General features: G+C 69.8%; 13 protein-coding genes. 8 read left to right on the top strand and 5 right to left on the bottom strand.

Annotated elements, in window-relative coordinates:
- Window positions 1-137 precede the first annotated feature (137 nt).
- A complete protein-coding gene (locus tag ACTWQR_RS16010) occupies window positions 138-1,175 on the top strand; it encodes a helix-turn-helix transcriptional regulator (RefSeq protein ID WP_443227723.1) in 1,038 nt (345 codons plus the stop codon).
- On the opposite strand, the gene ctaD is transcribed toward ACTWQR_RS16010, so the two are convergent.
- On the bottom strand, window positions 1,057-2,748 hold the full coding sequence (ctaD, locus tag ACTWQR_RS16005) for an aa3-type cytochrome oxidase subunit I (protein ID WP_443227722.1): 1,692 nt from the start codon (window positions 2,746-2,748) through the stop codon (window positions 1,057-1,059). The genes ACTWQR_RS16010 and ctaD overlap by 119 nt on opposite strands.
- Before the next feature lie 435 nt (window positions 2,749-3,183).
- Here ctaD and ACTWQR_RS16000 point away from each other — a divergent pair, with 435 nt between their 5' ends.
- The gene (locus ACTWQR_RS16000; RefSeq protein ID WP_443227721.1) at window positions 3,184-3,399 is read left to right on the top strand and encodes an I78 family peptidase inhibitor; all 216 of its coding nucleotides are present in this window, start codon (window positions 3,184-3,186) and stop codon (window positions 3,397-3,399) included.
- Between the two features lie 141 nt (window positions 3,400-3,540).
- Here ACTWQR_RS16000 and ACTWQR_RS15995 read toward each other — a convergent pair whose 3' ends face one another.
- Together ACTWQR_RS15995 and ACTWQR_RS15990 are read right to left on the bottom strand one after the other, a co-directional pair.
- On the bottom strand, window positions 3,541-4,578 hold the full coding sequence (locus ACTWQR_RS15995; protein WP_443227720.1) for a phosphatase PAP2 family protein: 1,038 nt from the start codon (window positions 4,576-4,578) through the stop codon (window positions 3,541-3,543).
- A gap of 238 nt (window positions 4,579-4,816) precedes the next feature.
- On the bottom strand, window positions 4,817-6,061 hold the full coding sequence (locus ACTWQR_RS15990; RefSeq protein WP_443227719.1) for a hypothetical protein: 1,245 nt from the start codon (window positions 6,059-6,061) through the stop codon (window positions 4,817-4,819).
- A 261-nt stretch (window positions 6,062-6,322) separates the two neighbouring features.
- On the opposite strand from ACTWQR_RS15990, the gene ACTWQR_RS15985 reads away from it, so the two are divergent.
- The gene (locus ACTWQR_RS15985) at window positions 6,323-7,942 is read left to right on the top strand and encodes an MFS transporter (RefSeq protein WP_443227718.1); all 1,620 of its coding nucleotides are present in this window, start codon (window positions 6,323-6,325) and stop codon (window positions 7,940-7,942) included.
- A 115-nt stretch (window positions 7,943-8,057) separates the two neighbouring features.
- Window positions 8,058-9,248, top strand: coding sequence for an acyl-CoA dehydrogenase family protein (locus ACTWQR_RS15980; RefSeq protein WP_443227717.1), 1,191 nt, complete (start codon window positions 8,058-8,060; stop codon window positions 9,246-9,248).
- Window positions 9,249-9,298: 50 nt separating this feature from the next.
- Here ACTWQR_RS15980 and ACTWQR_RS15975 read toward each other — a convergent pair whose 3' ends face one another.
- On the bottom strand, window positions 9,299-9,739 hold the full coding sequence (locus ACTWQR_RS15975) for a cell division protein SepF (RefSeq protein ID WP_443227716.1): 441 nt from the start codon (window positions 9,737-9,739) through the stop codon (window positions 9,299-9,301).
- A gap of 288 nt (window positions 9,740-10,027) precedes the next feature.
- Between ACTWQR_RS15975 and ACTWQR_RS15970 the strand changes: the two genes are divergently transcribed.
- From ACTWQR_RS15970 to ACTWQR_RS15960, 3 genes are all read left to right on the top strand, one after another.
- Complete coding sequence (locus ACTWQR_RS15970) at window positions 10,028-11,188, top strand: DUF5685 family protein (protein ID WP_443227715.1); 1,161 nt, start codon at window positions 10,028-10,030, stop codon at window positions 11,186-11,188.
- Between the two features lie 149 nt (window positions 11,189-11,337).
- Window positions 11,338-12,138: a DUF1684 domain-containing protein gene (locus ACTWQR_RS15965; RefSeq protein WP_443227714.1), complete on the top strand. Its 801-nt coding sequence runs from the start codon at window positions 11,338-11,340 to the stop codon at window positions 12,136-12,138.
- A 237-nt stretch (window positions 12,139-12,375) separates the two neighbouring features.
- The gene (locus ACTWQR_RS15960; protein WP_443227713.1) at window positions 12,376-13,287 is read left to right on the top strand and encodes a S1 family peptidase; all 912 of its coding nucleotides are present in this window, start codon (window positions 12,376-12,378) and stop codon (window positions 13,285-13,287) included.
- A gap of 189 nt (window positions 13,288-13,476) precedes the next feature.
- Here ACTWQR_RS15960 and ACTWQR_RS15955 read toward each other — a convergent pair whose 3' ends face one another.
- Window positions 13,477-14,349, bottom strand: a complete 873-nt coding sequence (locus tag ACTWQR_RS15955) for an alpha/beta fold hydrolase (RefSeq protein ID WP_443227712.1) — start codon at window positions 14,347-14,349, stop codon at window positions 13,477-13,479.
- Between the two features lie 89 nt (window positions 14,350-14,438).
- Between ACTWQR_RS15955 and ACTWQR_RS15950 the strand changes: the two genes are divergently transcribed.
- Window positions 14,439-15,440, top strand: a complete 1,002-nt coding sequence (locus ACTWQR_RS15950; RefSeq protein WP_443227711.1) for a slipin family protein — start codon at window positions 14,439-14,441, stop codon at window positions 15,438-15,440.
- Window positions 15,441-15,547: the final 107 nt, after the last annotated feature.

Below are 15,547 nucleotides of genomic sequence, written 5' to 3'. Positions count from 1 at the left end.
GGAGCTGTCACATCATGCGGCTCCGCCGCGTGGGCGCGACCAGCTACGGACGGCCCGCACCCGGCAAACAAACCGGACGCACCCCTGCCAGTCCTTGCGGACAGTGGCTGTCCGCAAGGACTGGCAGACTCGGCGCCATGTTGGAGACCTCAGCAAGACTCCTGCGTCTGCTCTCCCTGCTCCAGGCCCACCGAGAGTGGTCCGGCGCCAACCTGGCGGAGCGACTCGGCGTCACTCCGCGCACCGTCCGCCGCGACGTGGACCGGCTGCGCGAACTCGGCTATCCGGTGAACGCCAGCCCGGGCACGGGCGGCGGCTACCAGCTCGGCGTGGGGGCCGAGCTGCCGCCGCTGCTCCTGGACGACGACGAGGCCGTCGCCGTGGCCGTCGGCCTCCGCACCGCCGCCGGGCAGGGCATCGAGGGCATCGGCGAGACCTCCGTACGCGCCCTCACCAAGCTCGAACAGGTCCTGCCGCACCGGCTGCGCCGCCGGGTCGGCGCCCTCAACGCCTACACCGTGCCGATGCTGCGCGGCCCTCAGCCGTCCGCCGTGGACCCGGCCGTGCTCACCGAACTCGCGGCCGCCTGCCGCGACTCGGAGCGGCTGCGCTTCGAGTACCGCGACCACGAAGGCTCCTCGACCCGCCGCACGGTCGAACCGCACCGCCTGGTGTGCACCGAGCGCCGCTGGTACCTGGTCGCCTGGGACGTCGACCGCGACGACTGGCGCACGTTCCGCGTGGACCGTGTCACGCCGAGGCCGCCGCACGGGCCGCGCTTCACTCCTCGTACGCCGCCCGCCGACGACCTGGCCGCCTACGTGTCCAAGGGCGTCTCCACCCGCGTGTACGCCGCACAGGCCGTCATCAGGCTGCTCGTGCCCCTGGAGGAGGCGGCCGAGCACATCTCGCCCTCGGCCGGGACGCTGGAGGCGGAGAGCGCCGGCAGCTGCGTCCTGCGCACCGGGGCCGGGAGCCTCGACGTGATGGTGATTCACGTGATGATGATGGGCCTCGAGTTCGAGGTGCTCGAACCGGCCGAGCTCACCGACGTGATCAGGACCGCGCGGGACCGACTGACCCGGGCGGTGGAGCGGACTCCTCGGGAAGCGCCGCGTACTCCGGGTGATGCAGGTCGAACGCCGGAGACTCGGAGCGGATCCGGGGCAGCGTGACGAAGTTGTGCCGCGGCGGCGGACACGAGGTCGCCCACTCCAGGGAACGGCCGAAGCCCCAGGGATCGTCGACGTCGACCTTCTCGCCGTACTTCGCCGTCTTCCAGACGTTGTAGAGGAACGGCAGCGTCGACATACCGAGCAGGAACGCGCCGATCGACGAGATGGTGTTGAGGGCCGTGAACCCGTCGGCGGCCAGATAGTCCGCGTACCGGCGCGGCATGCCCTCCGCGCCGAGCCAGTGCTGCACCAGGAACGTGGTGTGGAAGCCGACGAACAACGTCCAGAAGTGGATCTTGCCGAGCCGTTCGTCGAGCATTTTCCCGGTGAACTTCGGCCACCAGAAGTAGAAGCCGCCGAAGGTCGCGAAGACGACGGTGCCGAACACCACGTAGTGGAAGTGCGCCACCACGAAGTACGTGTCCGTGACGTGGAAGTCCAGCGGCGGCGAGGCCAGGATCACCCCCGTCAGGCCGCCGAACAGGAACGACACCAGAAAGCCGACCGCCCACAGCATGGGTGTCTCGAAGGACAGGGATCCCTTGATCATCGTGCCGGACCAGTTGAAGAACTTCACGCCCGTCGGCACCGCGATCAGGAACGACATGAAGGAGAAGAACGGCAGGAGGACCGCACCAGTGGCGAACATGTGGTGCGCCCACACGACCACCGACAGACCGGTGATCGACATCGTCGCCGCGACCAGCGTCAGATAGCCGAAGATCGGCTTCCGGCTGAAGACCGGCAGGATCTCCGTGATGATCCCGAAGAACGGCAGCGCGATGATGTAGACCTCCGGATGCCCGAAGAACCAGAACAGGTGCTGCCACAGCAGCGCCCCGCCGTTGGCCGAGGCGAACACCTGCGAGCCGAACCGCCGGTCCGCCTCCAGGACCAGGAGCGCCGCGGCGAGCACCGGGAACGCCATCAGGACGAGGATCGACGTGAAGAGCGTGTTCCATGTGAAGATCGGCATCCGGAACATCGTCATGCCGGGCGCGCGCATCCCGATGATCGTCGTAAGGAAGTTCACCGCGCCGAGAATCGTGCCGAAACCGGCCAGCGCGAGTCCCATGATCCACATGTCGGCACCGATACCGGGCGACCGTTCCATGCTGTTCAGCGGCGCGTACGCGAACCAGCCGAAGTCGGCGGGGCCGCTGGGCACCAGCAACGAGCCCAGCACGATCAGACCGCCGAAGAGGAACAGCCAGTACGACAGCATGTTCAGCCGCGGAAAGGCCACGTCGGGCGCACCGATCTGCAGCGGCATGATCTCGTTGGCGAAACCGGCGAAGGTCGGCGTCGCGAAGAGCAGCAGCATGATCGTGCCGTGCAGGGTGAACATCTGGTTGAACTGGGTGTTGTCGATGATCTGCAGGCCGGGCCGGGCGAGTTCGGCGCGCATCAGCAGCGCCATCAGGCCGCCGACCAGGAAGAACGCGAACGAGGTGATCAGATAGAGATGGCCGATCTTCTTGTGGTCGGTCGTGGTCAGCCAGTCCACGATCAGTCGCCCCGGCTTCACCGGTACGGGCGGCCGTACCGCCGCCTGCGCCGTCTCCGTCCCCATCGCTGCCCCCTCGCTCGTCGCGTCCCGGGCCTCCTGAAGTCCACGCCATGATGCTCGCGGCGCACGGCGCTCCGACAGGGGGCGTACGTGGTTTCTGTGCTGTAACCGTGTATTTCCTATGGCCTGTCAACTTTCGGGACACGCCGCCGAACCGGAATGAAAAAACGCGGGCGCGGAGTCGGCGCCACGCTTTCCCCTCGGATATTCGGACCGCGGCCAAGGTAGTCCCGAGTAGTCCCGAATTACGTTCGAAGGCGGGCGGAACACGTACGGAATCGCTCGTACGTGTGACGGCCCGCTGCGCGGCAGCTGATGTCACGGCGGCCAAAACGAGTGTCGTCGTCCTGTGACAGAAGCGTGACCGGAGAGGGACCGGTGACGGATGGTGGCGGGTCCGGGCTTCCCCGTCCGCGTTACGCCGCCTAACGTGGCGGCATGCCACCGATTCCCACCCCTCCCGCAGAGCCCTCGGACAGCCCGGACGCGTACGTCGGAATGGAGGCGGGCGGCGCCGAGCGACTGGCCCGTGAGCGCGGCTGGTCCACCGTGCGGTCGCTGCCGCCGGGCGCGATCATCACGATGGAGTACCGCGTGGGGCGGCTGAACTTCGAGGTCACGGACGGCCGCGTGACGCGCTGCTGGAAGGGCTGACCATCTCGGCGCGCATGCCCGGCCATATGCCTGCGTACATGCCGCCTGCTTGCCTGAGTGCATGGCGAAGGCCCCGGCTCCTGGAGCCGGGGCCTTCGCCATGCGGGGAGTGGTGTGCGTACCGACCCCGCTGCCCGGTGCTCAGCCGCCCGTGAGAGGGCGGGCCGAGGCGGTGCCACGTGTCACTCGGTCCGACTGCGGCGGTCTTCGGCTGCCGACGGGCGTCACCGGGGTGCGCTCGGAGCGGGCCGTGTGCGGGCCCGGGGCCAGAAAGCCCGGCGGATGGACCGGAGGCCGGGGCGGCCGGGAGGCGGCCACCGGCTCGCGGACCGCGGGCTCCTCGTCGTCGGCCGGAGTGTCGAGCGGAGAGAGCGCCGCGGGAGCGCCTTCCGGGACGGCGGGAACGGCTGCCGGGGCGCTGCGACGGTTGCGCCAGTAGTCGCGCAGGTCGAAGAGGCCGGTCTCGGCGCGGGCGATCAGCGGCTCGACCCAGGGCAGCGCGAGCAGGATCAGCAGACCCGCGGCCCAGCCGAGCACCACATCGCTCAGCCAGTGCGTACCGAGGTAGACGGTGGTCAGGCCGACGCCGAGGGAGACCACGGCGGAGAGGGCCGACAGCCAACGGCGGGCCCACGGCGTCGAGGCCAGATAGGCGAGGATGCCCCAGGTCACCACGGCGTTGGCGGTGTGGCCCGAAGGAAATATGTCGCCGCCCAGCCACATCTCGTTCGAACCGACGGTGGTGGCGTAGTGCGGGCCGAGGCGGCCCATGCCGATCTTGGCGGCGCCGACCGTGATGTTCAGCAGCAGCAGCGAGGCGCCCAGGACGAGCAGCGGACGCAGCGTGTGCTGCCGCCAGGACCGCCAGCCCAGCCAGGCGGAGACCATCACGGCGGTGGGGCCGCGCTGGCCCAGCACCACGTAGTAGTCGAGGAACGCGTGGATCTCCGGCCACTGCTGATACGGCCGGAAGAACATGACCTGCCAGTCGAGCCGGACCAGCCACGAGGTGATCACGACGGCCCACACGATGGCCACGTAGAAGGCGAGCGTGGACGCGAAAAGGACCACTCTGTGCCGGCTCATCCGAGGCACGTCGATGTGGGCCGGTCGTTCCGGCTCACGGTCCAGCCGGGCGAAGACCCGGTCCAGACGAGTCAGCTTTCGTTCGGTACGCACCCAATCGACGTTACAGCGAGTGAGGTGTGTTCCTGGGCGAAGCACCCTCTTTGTGATGAGGGTGTGATGTGGGATTGCTCTCAGGAGGTGGTTTATTTCGAAGGATTAGAGAATCCGCGGCCTGTTCTTCCGTCAATTCGATTGATCACTCAGGTGACTTGTTTTGTGGCGCTTATGAATTCGTTCACCGGGTGCTTGTGTGCGCTTCTCCCGGTGCTCACCCACGGCCAGAAGCCGATCACGGCGGACCGGAGCCGTTCAGCCAGAACGCGCCGTACGCCGCCGACGCGACCGCCACGGTGCCCAGCACCCACGCCGACCTGGACGTTCGCAGCCGGGACAGGGCCAGTGCGAGGGGCAGCAGGAGAGGGAAGGCCGGCATCAGGAGACGCGGTTTCGAGCCGAAATAGCTCGACGCGCACAGGGCGAGCGCGGTGACGACCCCCGCGTACACCAGCAGCGGAAGCGGCTGACGCTGCCGCACGCAGATGACGTACAGCCAGACCAGCAGGCCGACCCCGATGATCAGCCCGACCCCCGCCAGGGCCGAAGGGGACGACGCGAACTTTTCGGCGATGAAACGGGCGAAGGCGTAGCCGCCGTCGAAGCCGTTGCGCCAGCCCGCCTGGACGTCGAGATAGCCCAGCGGGCCCTTGCCGGTGTGGTGGCCGACCCACAGGACATAGCCGGCGGCGCCCAGGGGCGCGAGGAGCATGGCGAGGGCGCGCGGCCACCGCGGGGCGCCGTCCGGTGCCGGAACACTCCGTTCCCGTACGGAATCACTCCGTTCCCGTACGAAGGAGGCGATGGCCGCCACCCACAGGGCCGCGACCACCGCGGCGCCCACCGGGCGGGTCAGGCCGGCCAGCGAGGCGAGCAGGCCCGCGGTCAGCCAGCGGCCGGTCAGGACCGCGTACAGCGACCAGGCGGCGAGCGCCGTGAACAGCGACTCGCTGTACGCCATCGACTGCACGATCCCGACGGGCAGGACGGCCCACACCAGCACGGCACAGACGCCCACCCGGCGCCCGCCCGTCTCCCGCCACCGCCCTTCCAAGGCCGCGCTTCGCGCCTTTCTCTCCGTGTAGACGTGGTCCGCGACCGCGAAGATCCCCCAGGCCGCCGCGAGCGAGGCGACCGTGCTGACCAGCAGGCCCGCGTCCGCGTACGAGAGAGGGCTGACGGCCGCCACGGCCCGCTCCAGCCAGGGCAGCAGCGGGAAGAACGCGAGGTTCGAGTGCACGTCGCCGTTCGGCAGGCGCACCTCGTAGCCGTAGCCGAGCTCGGCGACCCGGGTGTACCAGAGCGAGTCCCAGCGGGCGGAGAGCAGCTGCTGCGGGCTCTTGTCCCGCGCGGCGCTCCACACCGCGAGCGCCACCAGGCCCAGCGCGCGCACCGCCGCGTACCCGAGGAGGGCGGGCGCGGCGCGGCGCCACGCGGGCTCCGCGCGGGTCGGCGCGACGGGTGTTTCAAGATCGGTCACGGGCTCGATTATGGGCGCCGCCCGCAACCGGTGACCCCGACGGGGCGTGCTTGGAGACAGGGAAGCGTGGCGCATGCCACACCCTCTCCGAGCGGAACGTGAGAGGTCCGCCACCTGTACCCGACGGGAACTCGCGTACGCTGGCCGCTCACTCGCCTTTGTTGCGTGGGCCCGGGACACCGCTCATCCCCGGCCGCGACCGCAGGGAGTCCCCACCCTGTGGTCCCGCCGAACGCGAGGGAACATCTGGGAGGTACGTACATGTCCGGGACGACCACGGCCGCGTCGCGTTGCCGTCGGGAGGCCGGGGCCGGTGCAAACCGCTGGGTCGTCCTCATCGTCCTCTGCACCAGCCTGTTGCTCGTCGCCGTCGACGCCACCGTGCTGCACGTCGCGGTACCCGCCGTCACCGAGGACCTCAAGCCCGGCGCGATATCACTGCTCTGGATCGTCGACATCTACCCGCTGGTCTGCGCCTCGCTGCTGATCCTCTTCGGCACGCTGGGCGACCGCGTCGGCCGCAGACGGATCCTCCTCCTCGGGTACGCGCTCTTCGGCGTCGCCTCCGCCATAGCGGCCCTCGCCGACAACGCGCAGGTCCTGATCGCGGCGCGCGCCCTCCTCGGCGTCGGCGGCGCGATGATCATGCCCGCCACGCTGTCGATCCTGCGGCAGGTCTTCCCCGACCGGCGCGAGCGGGCGTTCGCGATCGGCGTCTGGAGCGCGGTCGCCGCGGTGGGCGCGGCCGTCGGACCGCTCCTCGGCGGCTTCCTGCTCGAGCACTTCTGGTGGGGCTCCGTCTTCCTCATCAACATCCCGCTGATGCTCGTCAGCCTGCCCGTCGGGCGGCTGCTGCTGCCCGAGTCGACCGGCGACGGGGACGGGCCGTGGGACGTCGTGGGCGCGCTGATGGCCGCGGCCGGGCTCTTCGGTGTCGTGCTGGGCGTGAAGCGGCTCGGCGGCGGAGAGGCCCCGCTGAGCGTCTTCACGGCGGTGCCGCTGGCCGTCGGGGCCGGGCTGCTGGTCGCTTTCGTGCGGCGGCAGCGACGCCACCGGCAGCCGCTGGTGGACCTGAAGATGTTCTCGCGGCCCGCCTTCAGCACGTCCGTCGGGTGCATCGTGCTCGCGATGCTCGCGCTGGTCGGCCTCGAACTGATCGCCGCGCAGTATCTCCAGCTCGTGCTGAAGCTCTCCCCCCTGGAAACCGGGCTGCGGCTGGTGCCGCTCACCATCGCCGCCATGGCCGCGGGGCTCGCCGGCGCGAACCTGCTGCAGCGGTTCGGGCCTCGGACCATGGTCTGCAGCGGGTTCTGTCTCACCGCCGTCGCGGTCGTCATGCTGACGGCCATGGGGAGCCACGACAACGCTCCGCTGCTGCTGTCCGGGTTCGTGCTGCTCGGGTTCGGGCTCGAGGTGACGCTCTTCGGTGCGTACGAGTCGATGCTGAGCGAGGCTCCGCAGGAGCAGGCCGGCGGGGCGGCGGCGATCGGGGAGACGTCGTACCAGCTCGGGGCCGGGATCGGGATAGCCCTCCTCGGGAGCGTGATGAACGCCGCGTACGCGCCCGGGCTGGCCTCCGTGCATGGGGTGCCCGCCTCGGACTCCGCTGCCGCGAGGCACTCGTTGGGCGAGGCGTACGAGGTCGCCGCGCGGCTCGGCGGGGAGCGCGGGGAGGCGCTGCGGCACGCGGCTCGGGAGTCGTTCGTGCATGGGCTGCATGTGACGTTGCTGGTGAGCGCGGGGTTGTTGCTGCTGGGGGCTGTGATGGCCCTGCGGCTGCCTCGGGTGATGGAGTGCGAGGCGCCCGCGGCGGGCTTGGCGGGGCATGTGCCCGGGCCCAGGGAGGCGGGGGCATCCCTTCACGCGGAGTCCGTGAGCTGACGGGGCGCCTGCACCTGCGCCTTCGGCCCGGCCTGGACGTGCGGGACACTGCGTCGTAACGTCAGGCGCCAGTCCTGGTTAACAGTGCTAGTTTTCGTGTGCCGGAGGTTCTCCCGTGGCCGCATCCTCGAAGCTGCCCCCCTTCGATCCCGCCGATCCCCTCGGTGTCGACGACCTGCTGAGTGCGGAGGATCTGGCGATCCGGGACACCGTGCGGGCCTGGGCCACGGATCGGGTGGTGCCGTATGTCGCGGAGTGGTACGAGAAGGGCGAGCTGCCCGGGATCCGGGAGCTGGCGCGCGAGTTGGGGGACATCGGCGCGCTGGGGATGTCACTCAGCGGGTACGGGTGCGCCGGGGCCTCCGCCGTGCAGTACGGGCTTGCCTGTCTGGAGCTCGAAGCCGCCGACTCCGGGATCCGGTCGCTCGTCTCGGTGCAGGGGTCGCTCGCGATGTACGCGATCCACCGGTTCGGGAGCGAGGAGCAGAAGCGGGCGTGGCTGCCGCGGATGGCCTCGGGCGAAGTCATCGGGTGCTTCGGCCTCACCGAACCCGATCACGGGTCCGATCCCGGTGCGATGCGTACGTACGCCAAGCGGGACGGCGGGGACTGGGTCCTGAGCGGGCGCAAGATGTGGATCACCAACGGGTCCGTCGCCGGGGTCGCCGTCGTCTGGGCGCAGACCGACGAAGGGATCCGCGGATTCGTCGTGCCCACCGACAGGCCCGGCTTCTCCGCGCCCGAGATCAAGCACAAGTGGTCGCTGCGGGCGTCGGTCACCAGCGAACTCGTGATGGACGAGGTGCGGCTGCCGGGCGATGCCGTGCTGCCCGAGGTCACCGGGCTCAAGGGGCCGCTGAGCTGTCTGTCCCATGCCCGGTACGGGATCGTGTGGGGTTCGATGGGCGCCGCGCGGTCGAGTTTCGAGACCGCCGTCGAGTACGCGAAGACGCGTGAGCAGTTCGGGCGGCCCATCGGTGGATTCCAGCTCACCCAGGCCAAGCTCGCCGACATGGCGGTCGAGCTGCACAAGGGAATTCTGCTGGCGCACCACCTGGGGCGCCGCATGGACGCGGGACGGCTCCGTCCCGAGCAGGTCAGTTTCGGCAAGCTCAACAACGTACGAGAGGCGATCGAGATCTGCCGTACGGCACGGACGATTCTGGGCGCCAACGGGATCTCGCTCGAATACCCCGTGATGCGCCACGCCACGAACCTCGAGTCGGTGCTGACCTACGAAGGCACCGTCGAGATGCACCAGTTGGTACTGGGCAAGGCGCTCACCGGTCTCGACGCTTTCCGGTAGGCCGAAGGCCTTGGGCGGCGACGAGAGGCGGGGCCGGTGAGCGGCCCTGCTCAGCTCTGGTTGAAGAAACCGTCCGTTCGACGGCTCGCCGGCTCCCCGCTGACGATTTCGGTGTCGGCGGGGGTCAGCAGGAAAACCCGGTTCGACACGCGCTCGATCGAGCCGCGCAGGCCGAAGATCAGGCCGGCCGCGAAGTCGACGACGCGCTTGGCGTCGGCCGCCTCCATGGCCGTGAGGTTGATGATGACGGGAACGCCGTCGCGGAAGAGCTCGCCGATGCCACGGGCGTCCCGGAAGCTGTCCGGGGTGACCGTGCCGATCCGGCGGCCCTTCTCCTCGGCCGCTTCGGACGCCACCTTCACTCGCGGATCCGTGACCCAGGCATCCCTGGGCTCGGCGGATCCTTCGGCGTAGTCGTCGTCGTAGTAACGCTCGTCATCGTTGTCGTCGACGAGGCCAAGCCAGGCACTCGCCTTGCGCACCGATCCCATGGACGCCTCCTCTCACAGCGGTCTTTCTTCTTTCCGCATCCCCATGGTCGTCCATGATGCGGATGTCGCGCCAAGGGGATAGACGCCGCGCGGGGGTTTCGTGACGGTACTGGTGCAGAACGAATTCGTCGAGAGCCCGCGTTTCCCAAGGGTCCTGCCGCACACGGCTGCTGACTGAGAGTGAAATATGATTCTTCACGGCGTATGGGTGACGGCTGGAGCGTACGGGTGAACGCGGTGTCGATACGATGCCGCAGCTCAACGTCGTACACATCACGGGGGATCGTCGTGTTCGGAATCGTCAGGCCCTGCCGGCATCGGCTCGGCGAAAGCCTCAAAACCCAGTGGATGGCCCATTTGTGCGGGCTGTGTCTCGCGCTGCGCGGGGACCACGGACAGTTCGCGCGGGTCGTCACGAACTATGACGGCCTGCTGGTATCGGTTTTGACGGAGGCTCAGGCCGGGCATGCCGGTGACCGGCGGCGTACGGCGGGGCCCTGTCCGCTGCGCGGAATGCGCAGCGCGTCGGTCGCTCGGGGCGACGGGGCACGGCTCGCCGCCGCCGTCTCGCTGGTGCTCGCCTCGGCGAAGGTGCACGACCACGTGGCCGACGGGGACGGGCTGTTGGCACGCCGGCCCGTGGCGCTCGCCGCGCGCCGGGTGGCCGTGAACTGGGGGCGGGCCGGTGCGCGGACCGGCTCCGACGTGGGCTTCGACACCGCCCTGCTCGTCGACGCCGTGGACCGGCAGACCGGCATCGAGGCGCTCGCGGGACTCGGCACGCCGCTGCTGACCGTCACCGAACCGACCGAGACCGCGACCGCCGCGGCCTTCGCGCACACCGCGATCCTGGCCGGGCGGCCCGGCAACGCGGCACCGCTCGCCGAGGCCGGCCGCCTCTTCGGACGGCTCGCCCATCTCCTGGACGCCGTCGAGGACCGGGAAACTGACGCCGCGTCGGGTGCCTGGAACCCATTGACGGCCACCGGTACGTCACTGGTCGAGGCCCGACGGCTCGCCGACGACGCGCTGCACGGGATACGCCTCGCGCTGCGCGAGGTGGAGTTCACCGAGGCCGAGCTGGCGCACGTGCTGCTCGTGCACGAGCTGCGGAACTCCGTGGACCGGGCGTTCGGCACCACCTCGTGCTCGCACCGGACCGAGCTGTACGGGCCTCCGCCGGGCAACCCGTACGCGCCGTCCGGGCCCGGCGGTCCGCCGCCCCCCGAGCCGCCGCGCCGCGACCGGCGCGGGCTCCTCGCGGGCTGTCTGGTGTGGTCGGGGCTCGCCTGCACGTGCCAGATGTGCTGCTGCGAGTACGAGGATCCGTGGACTCGGGAGCCGAAGGAAGGGATCTGCCGGAACTGCGACGACTGCTGCGACGGCTGTGAGTGCTGCGGCAATTGCTGCGACGGGTGTGACGGGTGTGGATGCGACTGCAGCTGCTGACGGCACCAGTCCGGCCAGGAGAGTGCGTGTGGCGAGGGCGGGGCGGGAGAACGCCGGGCACCGTGCGGCGCATTCCGGACGGAATACGGCGGGACGACGCCGCGCTCATACCTCAGGTTGCCGGATCCCGGGGTTGAAGGGCTGATCGCATGACGACGGACATGACGACGGACGCGTCCGAGGACTGGAAGCGCTGGCACGAGCGCCGTACCGAGACGGTGTCCGCGCCCTACGGGCCGCTCGCGCTCAGCGGCACGCACTGGATCGAGGACCGTCCGGAGGGGGTTCTGCCGGGAGTCCCCGGTCGGTGGTCCGTGGACGGCTCCGGCGCGGTCGTGCTGACCGGCGGGGCAGCCGATGGCCTTCTCCTGGACGGACGGCCGTTCGCCGGTGAGGTGCGGCTCGAGGCCGATCGCGGTCCGGCCGCCGCCGCCCGAGTCGGGCACGGCGAGCGGCGGTTCGTCGTCCTCGTGCGCGAAGGGGTCTGGGGCGTACGCGACTTCGACCCCGCTTCCGCGGCACGGCGGGCGTTCCGGGGCATCGAGGCCACGTCGTACGATCCGCGCTGGTCGGTGCCGGGACGTTTCACGCCGTACGGAGAGGACCGGACCGTACGCGTGGCCAACGCCGACGGGCGCGAGCGCGGACTCGGGCTCGACGGTGAACTCACCTTTGGGCTGGACGGGGAGGAGCTGGGGCTTCAGGCGACCGTTCAGGGGGACGGTTCCCTGTGGGCTGTTTTCAGCGATGCCACGAGCGGGCACGGCAGTTATCGATTCAGGTTCCTGCGGCCCGCGGCGCCCGACGCCGACGGCCGTACGACCGTCGACTTCAATCGGGCGCTGCTGCCGCCGTGCGCATTCGCCGACCACTTCATCTGCCCTTTTCCGCCGCCGGGGAATACCCTGGGCGCGGCGATTGCGGCTGGGGAACGCAATCTGCTCCGGTGATCCGCACGTAATCCGCACATCCGCGGCGATGAGATCAACTCGCGCGGTGCATAGGCAAGTTGAACGCCGGACGGCCGAAAGGCGCCCTTGCGCCCGCTGGTCGTGCGGCCGAATACTCCCCCCAGCGCTTGTCAGGGGCACGGCGTGTTCGGAACCCGGACACTCTTCCTCTGACGTGCGCCTCACGGGCCCCGACCCCACGCGGGCCCCCGGACTTCCCTTTGGAGGGAACGAACAGTGAGGACCAAGCGCACCACCCCCCGCAGTGGCATAGCGAGACGGACCCGGCTGATCGCCGTGGCCACCGGAATCGCGGCCGCGGCAGCAGTCAGCGTCACCGTCCCTTCCGCGAGCGCGAGTGACGCTCAGGCGTTCAGCGCGTCCGAGCTGAAGAGCGCCAACTCTTCGGTGCTCAAGGCCGATGTGCCGGGCACCGCCTGGGCGACCGACGCCAAGACCAACAAGGTCGTCGTCACCGTCGACAGCACGGTCTCCGAAGCGGAGATCGCCAAGATCAAGGAGGCCGCGGGCGGCAACGCCGGTGCCCTTCAGATCAAGCACACCCCGGGTAAAATCAACAAACTCATTGCCGGCGGCGACGCTATCTATGCGAGTAGCTGGCGCTGTTCTCTGGGCTTCAACGTCCGCAACAGCTCGGGAGCCAACTACTTCGTGACCGCCGGTCACTGCACCGACGGCGCGGGAACCTGGTACTCCAACTCCGGCCGTACGACGGTCCTCGGTCCGACCGCCGGCTCCAGCTTCCCGACCAACGACTACGGTCTCGTGCGGTACACCAACACCTCCATCGCCAAGGGGGGTACGGCGGGCAGCGTCGACATCACCCGTGCGGCGACTCCGACCGTGGGCACCAACGTCATCCGTACCGGTTCCACCACCGGAACCCGTACCGGACGCGTGACCGCTCTCAACGCGACCGTCAACTACGGTGGCGGCGACGTCGTCTACGGCATGATCCAGACCACGGTCTGTGCCGAGCCCGGCGACTCCGGCGGCCCGCTCTACGGCAGCAACGGCACCGCCTACGGTCTGACCTCCGGCGGCAGCGGCAACTGCTCCTCCGGCGGCACCACGTTCTTCCAGCCGGTCACCGAGGCCCTGAGCGCATACGGCGTCAGCGTCTTCTAGACCGGTAGACCGGCCCGCGCCACCGTTCAGCAGTACCCGCGCGATGTGCCTGCGGCCGGCAGCAGGTGAGCCCCGCACTGCGTTCGCAGTGCGGGGCTCGTCTTTGGTTCGTACGGAAGCCGCGGGTTGTCTGTGGCTGGTCGCGCAGTTCCCCGCGCCCCTAAAGGGGCGCTGCCAAAGGGGGCGCTGCTAAAGGGGTGCTGCGCTCAGCCAGTCCAGTACGTCCGGGAGGGCCTCCAGGGACGAGAAGTGGCTGCCCTTCGGGTCCAGGACGGGGCGGGCGCGGGGGATGTGCTGGGCCAGCCATTCGAAGTGGCCCAAGGGGGAGAAGGTGTCCATGGCGCCGTGCCACAGCAGTACGGGGCGGGTGATCAGGGTCGGGTCGAAGCCCCAGTGGCTCAGCAGCGCGAGGTTGTCGTCGAGCCAGCCGTAGGCCGAAGTGCGCAGCGCCTCACGGTAGTCGCGCAGCAGCATGTCGCTCTCGGCCGGCGCTGAGATGATCCGGCGGTCGGAGTCGGTGAGTCCGTCGCGGATCGACGCGAGGAACTGGGCCGGGTCCGCGCGGATCGCGGTCGCCCGCGCGGCGAGACGGTCCGCGTAGTCCACCGGGTCGGTCAGCGCCCGCGTGAAGTCCTCGACACAGGACACGGCCATGCCCTCGAACCAGCTGAGCCCCTCGGCGACGGGCGGCGCGAGGGTCGCCATCGCCGCCGCCCGCCGTACCCGCCTGGGCAGCAGCGCCGCGCAGGCGAGCGCGTGCGGGGCGCCGCCCGCGCGGCCCAGCACCGCGAACCGTTCGAGCCCGAGTGCGTCGGCCAGCGCGGACACGTCCCGCGCGGCGTGCGCGATCCGTCGGCCGGGGCCGCGGTCCGAGTCCCCGTACCCGGGGCGGTCGTACGCGATGAACCGCACCCCGGGACGCGCCGCCATCAGCTCCGGTGGCACCACGCCGTGCCGGCCGCCCGGTGTGCCGTGCAGCAGCACCACCGGCGTACCACCCGGGTCTCCCCACTCCTCGAACGCCAGCCGTCGTCCGTCCCGCATCCGTATGCCGCTCGGCACCTGTGTCCTCCATCTCCCCTTGGCGTCCGCACCGGAGTTACCGTCGAAGTACACACCTGTTGCGCCCGATACGGACCCTGGGGGTCGTAATGGTCGAGGAGCTGGTGACGGCGGGAGTAGCCCTCGCGTCTGTCGGAGCGGTGTACGTAATGTCGGCGGCCCGGGTCGTCAAACAGTACGAACGGGGTGTGGTGCTCCGGCTCGGCAAGCTGCGATCTCAGGTGCGCGGGCCGGGATTCACCATGATCGTGCCCTTCGTGGACCGGCTCCAGAAGGTCAACATGCAGATCGTGACGATGCCGGTTCCCGCGCAGGACGGCATCACCAGGGACAACGTCACGGTGCGCGTGGACGCCGTCATCTACTTCAAGGTGGTGGACGCGGCCGACGCGGTCGTGCGGGTCGAGGACTACCGGTTCGCGGTCTCGCAGATGGCGCAGACCTCGCTGCGCTCGATCATCGGCAAGAGTGATCTCGACGATCTGCTCTCCAACCGAGAGAAGCTCAACCAGGGCCTGGAGCTGATGATCGACAGCCCGGCGGTGGGCTGGGGCGTACAGATCGACCGCGTCGAGATCAAGGACGTGTCGCTGCCGGAGACGATGAAGCGGTCCATGGCACGTCAGGCCGAGGCCGACCGCGAGCGCCGGGCCCGGGTCATCAACGCCGACGCCGAGTTGCAGGCGTCGAAGAAGCTGGCGGAGGCCGCCGGGGTGATGTCCGAGCAGCCCGCCGCGCTCCAACTGCGGCTGCTGCAGACCGTGGTGGCGGTCGCGGCCGAGAAGAACTCCACGCTCGTACTGCCCTTCCCGGTGGAGCTGCTGCGGTTCCTGGAGCGGGCACAGCAGCCGGCGCCCTCGACGCAACAGCCGTCGGCGGCTCAGGGGCAGCAGTCGTTGCCCGAGTCGGAGCAGCCGTCGGTCCCGTCGGACCAGTCGGCGTCGCAGTCGCCTTCGGCCCTGGCGCAGGGACTGCCGGCTCCGGCGCAGCAGCTGTTGTCCCAGTTGCAGCAATCGATGCAGGAGCAACTCCCGCCGGTCGAGACCTCGTTGGATCCAGACTTCGGAGGGTCGAAATCCGGACAGGACTAGACCTCACAGGCTGCCATTAGTTACTCGCCCGTAGTGTTTGCGATGGGGACCGACGTGGTGCGACAGCGATGAGTCAACGCGCGTCAACCTGCGAGGGGGGCGCGCTC

The organism is Streptomyces sp. 2A115, from assembly GCF_052245575.1.
In the GTDB taxonomy this organism is placed as follows: domain Bacteria; phylum Actinomycetota; class Actinomycetes; order Streptomycetales; family Streptomycetaceae; genus Streptomyces.
This window is presented reverse-complemented; position numbering and strand designations above follow the sequence as displayed.